This is a genomic window from Kitasatospora sp. NPDC048407, from assembly GCF_043200475.1.
Lineage (GTDB): Bacteria > Actinomycetota > Actinomycetes > Streptomycetales > Streptomycetaceae > Kitasatospora.
Genome location: NZ_JBICXW010000018.1, coordinates 133379 through 148404, shown reverse-complemented (window position 1 = coordinate 148404; position 15026 = coordinate 133379). Strand labels below are relative to the sequence as shown.

Annotated in this window: 1 protein-coding gene; it reads right to left on the bottom strand. The window is 76.4% G+C overall.

The window, feature by feature from the left end; all coding sequences use genetic code 11:
• Positions 1 to 22: 22 nt before the first annotated feature.
• Positions 23 to 15013 carry a type I polyketide synthase gene (locus ACGFWJ_RS27960; RefSeq protein ID WP_392954571.1) on the bottom strand — a complete coding sequence of 4997 codons (14991 nt, stop codon included), beginning with the start codon at positions 15011 to 15013 and terminating at the stop codon, positions 23 to 25.
• Between the last annotated feature and the right edge of the window lie 13 nt (positions 15014 to 15026).

Below are 15026 nucleotides of genomic sequence, written 5' to 3'. Positions count from 1 at the left end.
TGGTTCGGGTGTCGGGTCGGTGTCATGACAGGCCGAGTTCGTTGTCGATGAGGTCGAAGAGTTCGTCGTCGCTGGCGCCGTCCATCCGGTCCTCGATGGAGGCGGTGGCCGTGCCGTCGCCGTCGGCCGGGGTGGCGGCCGGGTCGAGGCGGCGCAGGAACTCGCGGAGCCGGTCGGCGAGCCGTTCGCGGTCGGCCGGGTCGTCGGGGACGCCGTCGAGGGCGTCCGCCAGGCGGTCCAGTTCGGCGAGGCCGGGGAGCGGGCCGGGTCCGGCGTCGGGGAGCAGTTCGGCGGCGAGGAGTGCGGCGATCGCGGCCGGGGTGGGGTGGTCGAAGAGCAGCGTGGCCGGCAGCGGGTGTCCGGTGGCGGCGCGCAGCCGGTTGCGCAGTTCCACGGCGGTCAGCGAGTCGAAGCCGACCTCCAGCAGGCCGCGTCCGGGCTCGACCGCGGCCGGGCCGCTGTGGCCGAGCACCAGGGCGGCGTGCGAGCGGACCAGGTCGAGCAGGACCCGGCCGCGCTGGGTCTCGTTGAGGGAGCCGAGGCGCTGCTTCAGGGCCTCGGGCCCGTCGGGGCCGGTGCCGGCCGCGGGGCCCGCGGTGCCGCGCCGGGCGGCGGGGCGCACCAGGCCGCGCAGCAGGGCGGGGACGCCGCCGGTGCCGGCCTGGGCGCGGACGGCCGCGGTGTCGAGCCGCAGCGGGAGGACGACCGGCTCGTCGAGGGTGCCGGCCGTGTCGAAGAGCGCCAGTCCCTGGGCCGGGTCGAAGGCGACGATCCCGCCCCGGGCGATCCGTCGCAGGTCGGCCTCGGTGAGTCCGCCGGTCATCCCGGTGCTGTTGGCCCACAGGCCCCAGGCGAGGGAGCGGCCGGGCAGCCCGTCGGCGCGGCGCCGGTGGGCCAGGGCGTCGAGGAAGGCGTTGGCGGCGGCGTAGTTGCCCTGGCCCATGCCGCCGAAGATGCCGGCGATGGACGAGAACAGGACGAACTCGGTCAGCTCCAGGCCGGCGGTGAGTTCGTGCAGGTTGATCGCCGCGTCCACCTTGGGGCGCAGGACCTGGTCCAGCTGTTCGGGCGTCATGGTGGCGACGACGCCGTCGGCCAGGACGCCCGCGGCGTGCACCACCCCGGTCAGCGGGTGCGCGGGGGGCAGGGCGGCCAGCAGGGCCGCGAGGGCGTCGCGGTCGGCGGCGTCGCAGGCGGCGATCTCGGCGTGCGCGCCGAGGGCGGCGAGTTCGGCGAGGAGTTCCGCCGCGCCGTCGGCGGCGGGGCCGCTGCGGCTGGTCAGCAGCAGGTGCCGGACGCCGTGTTCGGCAACCAGGTGGCGGGCGACGTGGGCGCCGATGGCGCCGGTGCCGCCGGTGATCAGGACGGTTCCTTCGCCGTCCCAGCCGGGGGTGCGCCCGGTGGCGGCCAGCGGTACCCGGGCCAGCCGGGCGACGTGGACGGCTCCGGCCCGGATCGCGAGCTGGGGTTCCCCGGACGCGAGGGCTTCGGCGAGCAGGGCGGGCGGGGTCTCCGGGTCGTCCAGGTCCAGCAGGACGACCCGGTCGGGGTTCTCGGTCTGCGCCGAGCGCACCAGGCCCCAGAGCGCGGCCGGCGCCGGGTCGGGGACGTCGTCGCCGGTCACCGCGACGGCGCCCGAGGTGACCAGGACCAGCTTGGCGCCGGTCAGGCGCTCCTCGGCCAGCCAGTCGCGCAGCAGCGCGAGGACCGTGCGGAGCCCGTCGTGAACGGCGTCGCGGAGCGCGCCGGCCGGGGCGGGCGGGCAGGCCGCCAGGACCAGCCGGGGCGGCGGGGCGCCCGCGTCGAGCTCTGCGGACAGCGCGGCGAGGTCGGCGACCGCACGGCCGGGGAGCGGCGCGGCGCCGAGCACGGTCCAGGACTCCGGGTCGAGGGCGGTGCCCGTGGCGGCGCGCTCGGGCAGGGCCTGCCACTCGGGGCGGAACAGTTCCTCGTGGTGTCCGGCGCGGGTGGCCTTGAAGCGGTCGGGCGAGACGGGCCGCAGGACGAGGGAGCGGGCCGAGAGCACCGGCCGGCCGGTGGCGTCGGTCGCCCGTACGGCGACGGCGTCGCGGCCGGTCGGGGTCAGCCGCAGCCGGAGTTCGGCGGCCCCGGAGGCGTGCAGGCGCACCCCGTTCCAGGAGAACGGCAGCCAGCCCTGCGCGGGCCCCTCCAGGACGTCGAACACCAGTGAGTGCAGGGCGGCGTCCAGCAGGGCCGGGTGCAGGCCGAACGCGGCGGCGTCCGGCCGCTGCTCCTGCGGCAGGCTCGCGAGGGCGTACACCTCGTCGCCGAGCCGCCAGGCCGCGCGCAGGCCCTGGAACGCAGGGCCGTAGGCGAACCCGCCGCCCGCGAAGCGGTCGTACAGGCCCTCCGTGTCGAGGGGGACGGCTCCGGCCGGCGGCCAGGCCTCGGGATCCGCCGGGTCGGCCGGGTCCGCGGCTCCGGCGGCGCTGAGCAGGCCGCTCGCGTGCCGGGTCCAGGGCGCGTCGGGGCCGTCGTCGGCGGCCCGGGCGTGGACGCTCAGCGGGCGGGTGCCGGCGGCGTCCGGGCTGCCGACGGTGAGCTGGAGTGCGACGGCTCCGCCCGGCGGGAGCACCAGCGGTGCCTCCAGGGTCAGTTCCTCGACCTGGTCGCAGCCGACCTGGTCGCCCGCGCGGACCGCGAGTTCCAGGAACGCGGTGGCGGGGAACAGCACGCCCTCGTAGACGCCGTGGTCGGCCAGCCAGGGGTGGCTGCGGACCGAGAACCTGGCGGTGAAGAGGAAGCCGTCGGAGTCGGCGAGCTCCGTTCCGGCGCCGAGCAGCGGGTGGTCGACCGCCAGCAGTCCGGCCGCGGGCAGTCCGGCCGTGGCCGGGCCGGCCTGCAGCCAGTAGCTGCCGCGCTGGAAGGCGTAGGTCGGCAGGTCGGCGGCCGGACCGGCCGGGCCGCCGGAATGGACGGCGTGGACGAGGTCCCAGTCCACGGGGACGCCCGTGACGTGCAGCCGGGCCAGGGCGGCCGTCGCCGCGGGTGCTTCGGGCCGGTCCTTGCGCAGCAGGGGCACCAGCACCGGGCTGCCGGTGACGCCGGTCAGGCAGTCCTGGCCCATCGCGGTGAGCGCGCCGTCGGGTCCGAGTTCGAGGAACGCGGTGACGCCGTCGCGTTCCAGGTGGCGCACGCCGTCCTGGAAGCGGACGGTGCCGCGCACGTGCTGCACCCAGTAGTCCGGCGAGCCGAGCTGCTCGGCGGTGGCCGGCTCGCCCGTCAGGTCGGAGATCACCGGGATGGCGGCCTCCCCCGGGACGATCCGGGCGACGACCTCGCGGAACTCGGCGAGCATCGGCTCCATGAGGGGCGAGTGGAAGGCGTGGGAGACCCGCAGCCGCCGGGTCTTGCGGCCGCGCGCGGCGAGCTGGGCGGCGATCTCGTCCACCACCGCCGCGTCGCCGGAGACCACGGTCGAGGCCGGGCCGTTGACCGCGGCGAGGCCGGCCTGGCCCTCGCGGCCGGCGAGCAGCGGCAGCACCTCCTCCTCCGCAGCGGCGAGGGCGACCATCGCGCCGCCCGCCGGGAGGGCCTGCATCAGCCGTCCCCGCGCGACCACCAGCGCCGCGGCGTCGGGCAGTGTGAACACCCCGGCGACGTGGGCGGCGGCCAGCTCTCCCACGGAGTGGCCGAGCAGCCGGTCGGGGCGCACGCCCCAGTGCTCGACGAGCCGGAACAGGGCGACGCCGAGGGCGAACAGGGCGGGCTGGGCGTACTCGGTGCGGTCCAGCAGGCCGTGGCCGGGGTCGCCGGGGGCCGCGTCGATCACCTCCCGCAGCGGGCGGTCGAGCAGCGGGTCGAGCTCCGCGCAGACCGCGTCGAAGGCGTCGGCGAAGACCGGGAACCGCGCGTACAGTCCGGCGCCCATGCCGGTGCGCTGGCTGCCCTGGCCGGGGAACAGGAAGGCGGTCTTCGCGGCCGGGCCGGTGACCCCGCGCACCAGGTCCGCCGACGGCTCGCCGGCGGCGAGGGCGGCGAGCCCCTGGAGCAGGGCCGGCCGGTCCGTGCCGGTGAGGGCCGCCCGGTGTTCGAAGGCGCTGCGGTGCAGCGCCAGGGAGCGGCCCAGGTCCGCGACGGCGAGATCCGGGTCCTGCTCGACGTGCCGGAGCAGCCGGGCCGCCTGCTCGCGCAGCGCGTCCGCGCTACGGCCGGAGAGCAGCCAGGGCAGGGCGGGGGCGGCAGCCGCGTCAGCGGTGGACGCCGGGGCCGGTTCGGTGGGCTGTTCGAGGATGGTGTGGGCGTTGGTGCCGCTGACCCCGAACGAGGACACCGCGGCCCGCCGGGGGCGGCCGGTCTCCGGCCACGGGGTGTCGTCGGTGAGCAGCCGGACCGCGCCGGCCGACCAGTCGACGTGCGGGGTCGGCTCGTCGACGTGCAGGGTGCGCGGCAGTGTCCCGTGCCGCATGGCCTGCACCATCTTGATGATGCCGGCGACTCCGGCGGCGGCCTGGCTGTGCCCGATGTTCGACTTCAGCGACCCGAGCCACAGCGGCTCCCGCTCGCCGCGTTCCCGGCCGTACGTGGCCAGCAGCGCCTGCGCCTCGATCGGGTCGCCGAGCTTGGTTCCGGTGCCGTGCGCCTCCACCGCGTCGACCTCGGCGGCGGTCAGTCCGGCGTCGGCGAGGGCCGCCCGGATGACCCGCTGCTGGGAGGGCCCGTTGGGGGCGGTCAGGCCGTTGCTGGCGCCGTCCTGGTTGACGGCGGAGCCGCGGACGATGGCGAGCACGGGGTGGCCGTTGCGCCGGGCGTCCGAGAGGCGTTCCAGGACGAGCAGTCCGGCGCCCTCGGCCCAGGAGGTGCCGTCGGCGGCGGCGGCGAACGGCTTGCAGCGGCCGTCCTCGGCGAGCACCCGCTGCCGGCTGAACTCCACGAACGCGCCCGGGGTCGACATCACGGTCACGCCGCCGGCCAGCGCCAGCGAGCATTCGCCGGCCCGCAGCGACCGGGCCGCGAGGTGGACCGCGACCAGCGAGGAGGAGCACGCCGTGTCGACGGTCACCGCGGGCCCTTCGAGGCCGAGGCTGTAGGAGATCCGCCCGGACGCCACGCTGCCCGCGCTGCCGATGCCGAGGTAGCCCTCGAATTCCTCGGAGGGCTCGGTGACGCGCGACCCGTAGTCGTGGTGGCTGCAGCCGACGAAGACGCCGCTCGCGCTGCCCTTGAGGGAGAGCGGGTCGATGCCGGCCCGCTCGAACGCCTCCCAGGAGAGTTCGAGCAGCAGCCGCTGCTGGGGGTCGATGGTCAGCGCCTCGCGCGGGGAGATCCCGAAGAAGGCCGGGTCGAAGCGGTCCGCGTCGTGCAGGAAGCCGCCCTCCCGCGCGTAGGTGCTGCCGACCCGGTCCGGGTCCGGGTCGTAGAGGCCGTCCAGGTCCCAGCCCCGTCCGGTGGGGAAGCCGGTGATCGCGTCCCCTCCGGACGCGACGAGCTCCCACAGCTCCTCGGGGGTGCTGACCCCTCCGGGGTAGCGGCAGCTCATGCCGACCACGGCGATCGCCTCGTCCTCGGGCACCACGGCGGCCGCGGGCGGCTGCCCGGCGGCGTCGGGCGCCTCGGTGGCGGGCGCTCCCGGCAGTTCGGCGCGCAGGTGTCCGGCCAGAGTGGTGGCCGTGGGGTAGTCGAAGGCCAGGGTCACCGACAGGCGCAGGCCGGTGGCCGCCGCGAGCCGGTTGCGCAGTTCGACGGCGGTCAGCGAGTCGAAGCCGATGTCCTTGAACGCCTGGTCGGGTCCGACCGCCTCGGGCCCGGGGTGGCCGAGCACGGCGGCGACCTCGCGGCGGACCAGGTCCAGCAGGGCCCGGTCGCGTTCCGCCGGGGGCAGGGCGGCCAGCCGCAGGGCCGGCGCCTCGGCGCCGTCGGCCGTGCCCCGGGCCCCGGCCGCGGCGGCGAGCGCGTCCCGCACCTCGGGCAGGTCCCCGAGGGCGGCGCTGGGCCGGAGCCCGGTGAACGCCCGGGTGAAGCGGTCCCAGGCGAAGTCGGCGACCAGGACGGCCGTGTCGTCGTGGTCGAGGGCCTGGCGCAGCGCGGTGGTGGCGGTGGCGGGGTCCATGGCGGGCAGGCCGTCGCGGATCAGCCGTTCGGCGACCGCTCCGGAGGCGAGGCTCTCGCCGCCCCACAGGCCCCAGGCCACCGAGGTGCCGGGCAGTCCGAGGTCGCGGCGCTGCCGGGCCAGGGCGTCGAGGTAGGCGTTGGCGGCGGCGTAGCTGCCCTGGCCGGTGCCGCCGAGGGTGCCGGCCAGCGAGGAGAACAGCACGAAGGCGGTCAGGTCGAGTCCGCGGGTGAGCGCGTCGAGGTTGCGTGCGCCGTCGAGCTTGGGGCGCAGGACGCCGGCGGCGCGTTCGGGGGTGATCGAGTCGATGACCCCGTCGTCGAGGACGCCCGCGGTGTGCAGGACGGCGCGCAGCGGGCGCTCGGCCGGGATGCCGGCGAGGAGTTCCGCCAGTGCGTCGTGGTCGGCGACGTCGCAGGCCACGGCGGTGGCGTCGGCGCCGAGTTCGCGCAGTTCGGCGAGCAGGGCGTCGGCTCCCGGGGCCTGGGCGCCGCGCCGGCTGGTGAGCAGCAGGTGCGCGGTGCCGGTGCGGGCGAGCCAGCGGGCGATCTGGGCGCCGAGGCCGCCGGTGCCGCCGGTGATCAGGACCGTGCCTTCGGGTGTCCAGTCGCGTGCGGGGGCGGTGTCGCCGAGTCCGGCGTGGACGACCCTGCGGGCGTAGAGGCCGGTGGCGCGCACCGCCAGCTGGTCCTCGCCGTCGGGGTTGGTCAGGGCTTCGGCGAGCCGGGTCGCGGCCCGGTCGTCGAGCCGTCGCGGCAGGTCGATCAGGCCGGCCCAGCGCTGCGGGTATTCGACGCCGGCCACCCCGCCGAGGCCCCAGGCGAGGGCCTGGAGGGTGCTGTCGATCCGGTCGGAGCGGCCCACCGATACCGCGCCCCGGGTGGCGCTCCAGAGCGGGGCGTCGGTGCCGAGGTCGCCGAGGGCCTGGAGGAGCGCGACGGTCAGGGTGAGGCCGAGGGGGAGCGCCGATCCGTCGCCGTGCGGTTCCTCGTCCAGGGCGAGCAGCGACAGGATTCCGGCGGGCGGCCCGCCGGCGCGGTCGTGGGCGTCGCGGAGCAGTGCGGCGAACCGGGTCCGGTCGGTCGCGTCGGGGCCCGCCTCGACCAGGACGGGGGTGGCGCCGTGTCCGCGCAGGGCGTCCGCGGCGAACGCGACGGCCGGGTCGGCGGTGGCGCCCGCCGGGGCGACGAGGAGCCAGCTGCCGGTGAGCCGGGGCGGCTCGGGTGCGGGCAGGGGCTTCCAGGTGACCCGGTAGCGCCAGCTGTCGGCGGTCCGGTCGTCGGCCCGGCCGCGCGCCCACTCGGCGAGGGTGGGCACCAGGGAGGCGAGGGAGGCCCGCAGTTCCCCGTCCTCGACCCGCAGGGTGGTGGCGAGGGCGTCCAGGTCGCCGTGGTCGACGGCCGCCCAGAAGCCGGAGTCGGCCGGGCCGGTGCCGGTCGCGGCGGCAGTGCCGGTCGCGGCGTCGGCGGGACGGCCGGGGGTGGCCTCCAGCCAGTAGCGCTGCTGCTGGAAGGCGTAGGTGGGCAGGGGTCGGCTGCGCGCGCCGGTTCCGGCGAACACCGCGTCCCAGTCCACCGGCAGGCCGCGGACCTGGACCTCGGCGAGCGCGGCGAGGAAGCGGCCGGGGCCGCCCTCGGTGCGGCGCAGGGTGCCGACGACGGCGCCGTCGCCGACCCCGGCGGCCTCGACGGCCTCCTGGATCCAGACGGTCAGCGCGGGGTGGGTGCTGCACTCGACGAAGGTGTGGTGCCCGTCGGCGACGAGCGCGTCGAGCGCCCGGCCGAACTCCACCGGCCGGCGCAGGTTCTCGTACCAGTACGCGGCGTCCAGGCCGAGGGTGTCCACGGGGCCGCCGCTGACCGTCGAGTAGAACGGGACGGCGGAGCTCCGCGGCGCGATGCCCTCGAGGAGGGCGAGCAGTTCCTCGCGGAGCTCCTCCACCTGGGGTGAGTGTCCGGCGAAGTCCACGCCGGGGACCGGCCAGGCCAGGACGCCCGCCTCGGCGTACTGCTCACGGAGGCGTTCCAGGGCCGCCGGGTCGCCGGAGACCGTCACCGACGTCGGCCCGTTGACCGCGGCGATGTCGAGTGCCCCGTCGTGGGCGGACAGTGCCTCGCGCACGGCTTCGACCGGCTGCGGCACGAACAGCATGCCGCCGCGTCCGGTCAGGGCCAGCAGGGCCCGGCTGCGCAGGGCGACGATCCGGGCCCCGTCCTCCAGGCTCAGACCACCCGCCACGCAGGCGGCGGCGATCTCGCCCTGGGAGTGGCCGACCACGGCGTCGGGGACGATCCCGTGCGCCCGCCACAGCTCGGCCAGCGACACCATCACCGCCCACAGCACCGGCTGCACCACGTCCACCCGGTCCAGCGGGGGCGCGTCCGGCTCGTCGCGCAGGACGGCGAGCAGCGACCAGTCCAGGTACGGGGCGAGGGCGCGTTCGCAGGCCGCGATGCGGTCGGCGAAGGCCGGGGCGTGGTCGAGCAGTTCCCGGGCCATGCCGGCCCACTGGGATCCCTGGCCGGGGAAGACGAAGACGGTCCTGGCCGACCGGGCGACGGTGCCCCGGACCAGGCCGGGTGCGCGCTCTCCCGCGGCCAGCGCGGCCAGGCCGCCCAGCAGGGTCTCCCGGTCGCCGCCGACGACGGCCGCGCGGTGCTCGAAGGCGGTCCTGGTGGTGGCCAGGGAGTAGCCGATGTCGGCGGACGGCAGCTCCGGCCGCTCCGTCAGGTACGCGTGCAGCCGCTCCGCCTGGTCCTTCACCGCCTCGGCGGTCCGCCCTGACAGGACCCACGGGACGGCGGACGACGAGGGCGCGGGCGCGGCGGACGCGGGCTCGGCGGGCACGGGCTCGGCGGACGCGGGCTCGGCGGACGCGGGCTCGGCGGGCGGCTGTTCGATGACGACGTGGGCGTTGGTGCCGCTCAGGCCGAACGAGGACACTCCGGCGCGGCGCGGCCGGCCTGTCTCCGGCCAGGGGGTGGCCTCGGTCAGCAGGGCGACGGCGCCCGCCGTCCAGTCGACGTTCGGGGTCGGCGCGTCGATGTGCAGGGTGCGCGGCAGTTCGCCGTGCCCCATGGCCAGCACCATCTTGATGATGCCGCCGACGCCGGCGGCGGCCTGGGTGTGCCCGATGTTCGACTTCAGCGACCCGAGCCACACCGGCCGGTCGGCCGGCCGGTCCTGGCCGTAGGTGGCGAGCAGCGCGTCGGCCTCGATCGGGTCGCCCAGCCGGGTGCCGGTGCCGTGCGCCTCGACGGCGTCCACGTCGGCGGCCGTCAGCCGGGCGTTCGCCAGCGCGTCGCGGATCACCCGCTGCTGGGCCAGGCCACTGGGTGCGGTCAGGCCGTTGCTCGCGCCGTCCTGGTTGATCGCGGAGCCGCGCAGCACCGCGAGTACCGGGTGGCCGTTGCGGCGGGCGTCGGAGAGGCGTTCCAGGAGCAGCAGGCCCACGCCCTCGGCCATGCCGAAGCCGTCCGCCGAGGCGGCGAAGGACTTGCAGCGCCCGTCCTCGGCGAGCCCGCGCTGCCGGCTGAAGCCGGTGAACGACAGCGGCGTGCCCATCACCGTGGCGCCGCCCGCCAGGGCCAGCGCGCACTCGCCCGAGCGCAGCGACTGCGCGGCGAGGTGGACCGCCACCAGTGACGAGGAGCAGGCCGTGTCCACGGTCACGGCGGGCCCCTGGAGGCCGAGTTGGTAGGCGACCCGCCCGGACAGGACGCTGGTGGAGATGCCCGCGATGAACAGGCCCTCGAGTTCCTCGGGGATGTCGCGCAGGTTGCCGCCGTAGCCCTGGTAGGAGGCGCCGGCGAAGACGCCGGTCGGGGTGCCGCGCAGGGTGGACGGGTCGATGCCGGCGCGCTCGATCGCCTCCCAGGAGGTTTCGAGCAGCAGGCGCTGCTGCGGGTCCATGGCGAGGGCCTCGCGCGGGGAGATCCCGAAGAACCCGGGGTCGAAGCGGTCCGCGTCCCTGACGAATCCGCCCGCGGCGGCGTAGCTCCGGCCGGGCCGGTCGGGGTCCGCGTCGTACAGCGCGTCGAGGTCCCAGCCCCGGTCGGACGGCAGCCCGGAGACGGCGTCGCGTCCGTCCGCGACCAGGCGCCACAGGTCCTCGGGGGTGCGGACGCCGCCGGGGTAGCGGCAGCTCATGGCGACGATCACGATGGGGTCGTCGTCGGCGGCGGGTGCCGCCGTCGGGGGCTGCCGGACGGTGTCGGGCTCCCCGGCGGCGCCCAGCAGTCCGGTCTCCAGGCGTCCGGCGAGGGCGGCCGCCGACGAGTAGTCGAAGACGACGGTGACCGGGAGCCGCAGGCCGGTGGCGGCGTTCAGCCGGTTGCGCATGTCCACGGCGGTCAGGGAGTCGAAGCCCAGCTCGCGGAAGGCGCGGCCGGGGGCGATCGCGTCCGGCGAGTCGTGGCCGAGGACGGCGGCCGCGTGGGTCCGGACCAGGTCGACCAGCACCCGGGTCCGCTCGGCCGCCGGGAGCGGCGCCAGCCGGTCGCGCAGCGCCGAGGGGGCCGCCCCGGCGCCGGCCTCGCCGGTCTCGGGTTCGGCGGCCAGCGCGGCGCGCACCTCGGGGAGTTCCCCGATCAGCGGGCTGGGGCGGGCCGAGGTGAAGACCGTCGCGAAGCGGTCCCAGTCGATGTCGGCGACCACGACCACCGTCTCGTCGTGGTCCAGGACCTGCTGGAGCCCGGTGATCGCGACCGCGGGCGGCATGAAGAGCACGCCGTGGCCGCGCAGGGTGTCCTCCGCGAGTTCGGCGGCCATGCCGCCGGCCCCGCCCTCGGGGCTCCAGATCCCCCACACCACGGAGGTCGCGGCGAGGCCGCGGCTCCGGCGGTCCTCGGCGAGGCCGTCGAGGTAGGCGTTGGCGGCGGCGTAGGCGCCGTGGACGGCGCTGCCCCACACGGCAGAGATCGAGGAGAACAGCACGAAGGCGTCGAGGGTGTCCCGGTCGAAGAGCAGGTCCAGGTTCCTGGCCCCGCCGACCTTGGCGTGGAGGGTGTCGGCGAACTCGTCTGCGTCGGTGTCGGGCAGCGGCACCAGCAGCCCGGCCCCGGCGGCGTGGAAGACGGTGCTGATCCGGTGGCCGTCCTGTTCGAGGCCGTCCTTCAACGCGCGCAGGGCGTCCAGGTCGGCGACGTCGCACGAGGCCAGGGTGACCCGGGTGCCGAGCGCGGCCAGTTCCTCGGCGAGCTCCGGCGCACCCGGCGCATCCGCGCCGCGCCGGCTGACCAGCACCAGGTGCCCGGCTCCCCGCTTGGCCAGCCAGCGCGCGATCTGCGCGCCGATCCCGCCGGTGCCGCCGGTGATCAGCACGGTGCCCCCGGGCCGCCAGCTCCGCCGCGGCGCGGCGTCGCCCAGGGCGGCCCGGACCAGCCGCCGGCCGTGGCAGCCGGTGGCCCGGACGGCCACCTGGTCCTCGTCCCCGGCCCGGCCTGCCAGTATCCGGCACAGCCGCTGGGCGGTGTCCGGGTCCAGGACCTCCGGGAGGTCGACCAGACCGCCCCAGCGCTGCGGGAACTCCAGCGCCGCGACCCGGCCCAGGCCCCAGAGCAGGTTCTGCGCGGCGCTGACCCCGCTCCCGGTGTCCGTGCCGCCGACTGCCACCGCGCCCCGGGTCGCCCACCACAGGGGCGCGCCGATCCCGGCGTCGCCGAGGGCCTGTACCAGGGCCAGGTTGAGCGCGGTGCCCAGCGGGACGGCGGGGTGCGCCGGGTGCGGGCGCTCGTCGAGGCCCAGCAGCGACAGCACCCCCGCCACCGGTCCCGGCAGCGTGTCGAGGGCCTCGCGTATCCGGTCGGCCAGTACGGCGCGGTCAGCCGCCGCCTCGGTGATCCGTACGTGGACCACCGAGGCCCCGGCCTGCTCCATGGCGTGGACGGTCGCCTCCGACCGGCGCGCCCCGTCCTCGGACTGGCCGTCCGAGGACAGCACCAGCCAGCTGCCGTCCAGTGCGACCGCCGGGCCCTCGGGCAGGGCCCGCCAGGTCACCCGGTAGCGCCAGGAGTCGACCACCGAACGCTCGGTGCGCTCGGTGCGCCAGGTGGCGAGCGCGGGCAGCACCACGTTCAGCGGGTCCTCGGCCGCCACCCCGAGGGCGGTGGTGAACCGGTCCAGGTCACCCCCGCCCAGGGCCTCCCAGAAGTCGTCGCCCGCCGCGGACGGACCGCCCGCTGCGGTGGCGGTGTCCTCCAGCCAGTACGGGCGGCGCTGGAAGGCGTAGGTGGGCAGTGCCACCCGGCCGGGGCGGTGTCCGGCGAACACCCGCTCCCAGTCCGGCAGCAGGCCGCCCACGTGGGCCTCTCCCAGGGACGTCAGGAAGCGGTCGAGGCCGCTCTCCCCGCGCCGCAGCGTGCCAACGACCACGGCAGGGCCCTGCGCGGAGCCGGCGGTGTCGGCCGCGTCGGCGGTCTGCTGGACACCGAAGGTGAGCACGGGGTGCGGGCTGGACTCGACGAAGAACCGGAAGCCCTCCTCCAGCAGCACCTCCGTGGCCTTCCCGAACTCGACGGTCTCCCGGAGGTTGCGGTACCAGTACTCGGTGTCCAGGGACTTCGTGTCCAGCCAACTGCCCGTCACCGTAGAGAAGAACGGCACCTCGCCCGAGGCAGGAGCGATCCCCTCCAGATCGGCCAGCAGACGCTCGCGGACCTCCTCCACATGCACGGAGTGCGACGCGTAATCGACCTCGATCAACCGCGCCCGCACCCCCTCCCCCACCAGCTCCTCCACCAGCGCCGCGACCGCGTCAGCATCGCCCGACACCACCGTCGACGACGGACCGTTCACCGCCGCCACCGACAACCGGCCCGGAGCGATGCGCTCACGGACCACCTCGACCGGCAGCGGCAGCGAAGCCATACCGCCACGTCCCGCCAGCGCGCGGATCGCCAGGGAACGCAGCGCCACCACCCGCGCCCCGTCCTCCAGACTCAGACCGCCCGCCACGCACGCTGCGGCGATCTCACCCTGCGAGTGACCGACCACCGCGTCCGGAACCACACCGAACGAACGCCACACCTCCGCCAGCGACACCATCACCGCCCACAGCACCGGCTGCACCACATCGACCCGCGCCAGCAGGGCCTCCGAGCCCAGCGCCTCCGCCAACGACCAGTCGACGTACGGCGCCAGCGCCCGCTCACACTCCGCCATCCGCCCGGCGAACACCTCCGACTCGCCCAGCAGCTCCACCGCCATCCCGACCCACTGCGAACCCTGACCCGGGAACACCAGCACCGAACGGCCGGAGGACACACCGTCGCCACGCACCAGGCCCGGTACCGAGCGGTCCTCCACCAGCGCCTTCACGCCGTCGAGCAGCTGATCCGGATCGGTGCCCACCATGACGGCCCGCCGTTCGAAGGCGGTGCGGGTGAGGGCGAGGGCGCGGCCGGTTTCGGCGGCCCGCAGGGGTCCGGGGGTGGCGCTCAGGTGGGCCAGCAGCCGGGCCGCCTGGGCGCGCAGCGCCTCGTCGGTGCGGCCCGACAGCACCCAGGGCAGCGGGTGCGGGTCGCCGTCGGCCACGGTTTCGGCCGCCGGTTCGGCTTCCTCCGCCGGGGCCTGTTCGAGGATCAGGTGGGCGTTGGTGCCGCTGACGCCGAAGGCGGACACGCCGGCCCGGCGCGGGCGTTCCGTGTCGTCCCAGGCGCGGGCCTCGGAGAGGACTTCCACGGCGCCCGACGACCAGTCGACCATGGGGGTCGGCTGGTCCGCGTGCAGCGTCCTGGGCAGTTCGCCGTGCCCGATCGCCAGCACCATCTTGATGACGCCGCCCACGCCGGCCGCCGCCGAGGTGTGGCCGAGGTTCGACTTCAACGAGCCCAGCCAGAGCGGCCGTTCGGCGGGCCGCCCCTGGCCGTAGGTGGCCAGCAGGGCCTGCGCCTCGATCGGGTCGCCCAACCGCGTCCCCGTACCGTGCGCCTCCACCACGTCCACCTCGGACGCCGTCAGCCCCGCGTCCGCCAGCGCCGCCCGGATCACCCGCTGCTGCGACGGGCCACTGGGCGCCGTCAGGCCGTTGCTCGCGCCGTCCTGGTTCGTCGCCGAACCGCGGATCACAGCCAGCACCGGGTGCCCGTTGCGGCGGGCGTCCGACAGCCGCTCCAGCAGCAGAATGCCCGCTCCCTCGGACCAGCCGGTGCCGTCCGCGTCCGCCGAGAACGCCTTGCAGCGGCCGTCGGCCGACAGCGCGCGCTGGCGGCTGAACGCCACGAACGGGTCGGGGGTCGCCATCACCGACACACCGCCGGCCAGGGCGAGCGTGCAGTCGCCCGCCCGCAGGGCGCGGATCGCCAGGTGCAGGGCGACCAGCGAGGAGGAGCAGGCCGTGTCCACGGTCACCGCGGGGCCCTCCAGGCCCAGGGTGTAGGCGATCCGGCCGGAGACCACGCTGCTCGCGGTTCCGGTGTCCAGCAGGCCCTGGACCTCGGGGAGGTGGCGCGAGCCCGCGCCGTAGCCGTTGCCGATCGCCCCGAGGAAGACGCCGGTGCCGGTGCGCCGCAGCGCGCGGGGGTCGATCGCGGCCCGCTCGACCGCCTCCCAGGCGGTCTCCAGGGCCAGCCGCTGCTGCGGGTCCATCGACAGGGCCTCGCGCGGCGAGATGCCGAAGAACTCGGCGTCGAACTCGGCGGCGTCGTGCAGGAAGCCGCCGTTGCGGGTGTAGGAGGTGCCGGGCCGCTCGGGGTCCGGGTCGTAGAGGCCCTCCAGGTCCCAGCCGCGGTTGACCGGCCAGGCGGAGATCGCGTCGGCGCCCCGGGCGACCAGGTCCCACAGCAGTTCGGGCGTGTCGGCGCCGCCGGGGTAGCGGCAGGCCATGGAGACGATGGCGATCGGTTCGTGGCGGGCCTGCTCGGCCTCGCGCAGCTGCCTCCGGGCGTCACCGAGGTCGGCGGTGGCGCGCCTGAGGTAGTCGAGCAGCTTCTTGTCGTCGGACATCAGTGCCAGCTCT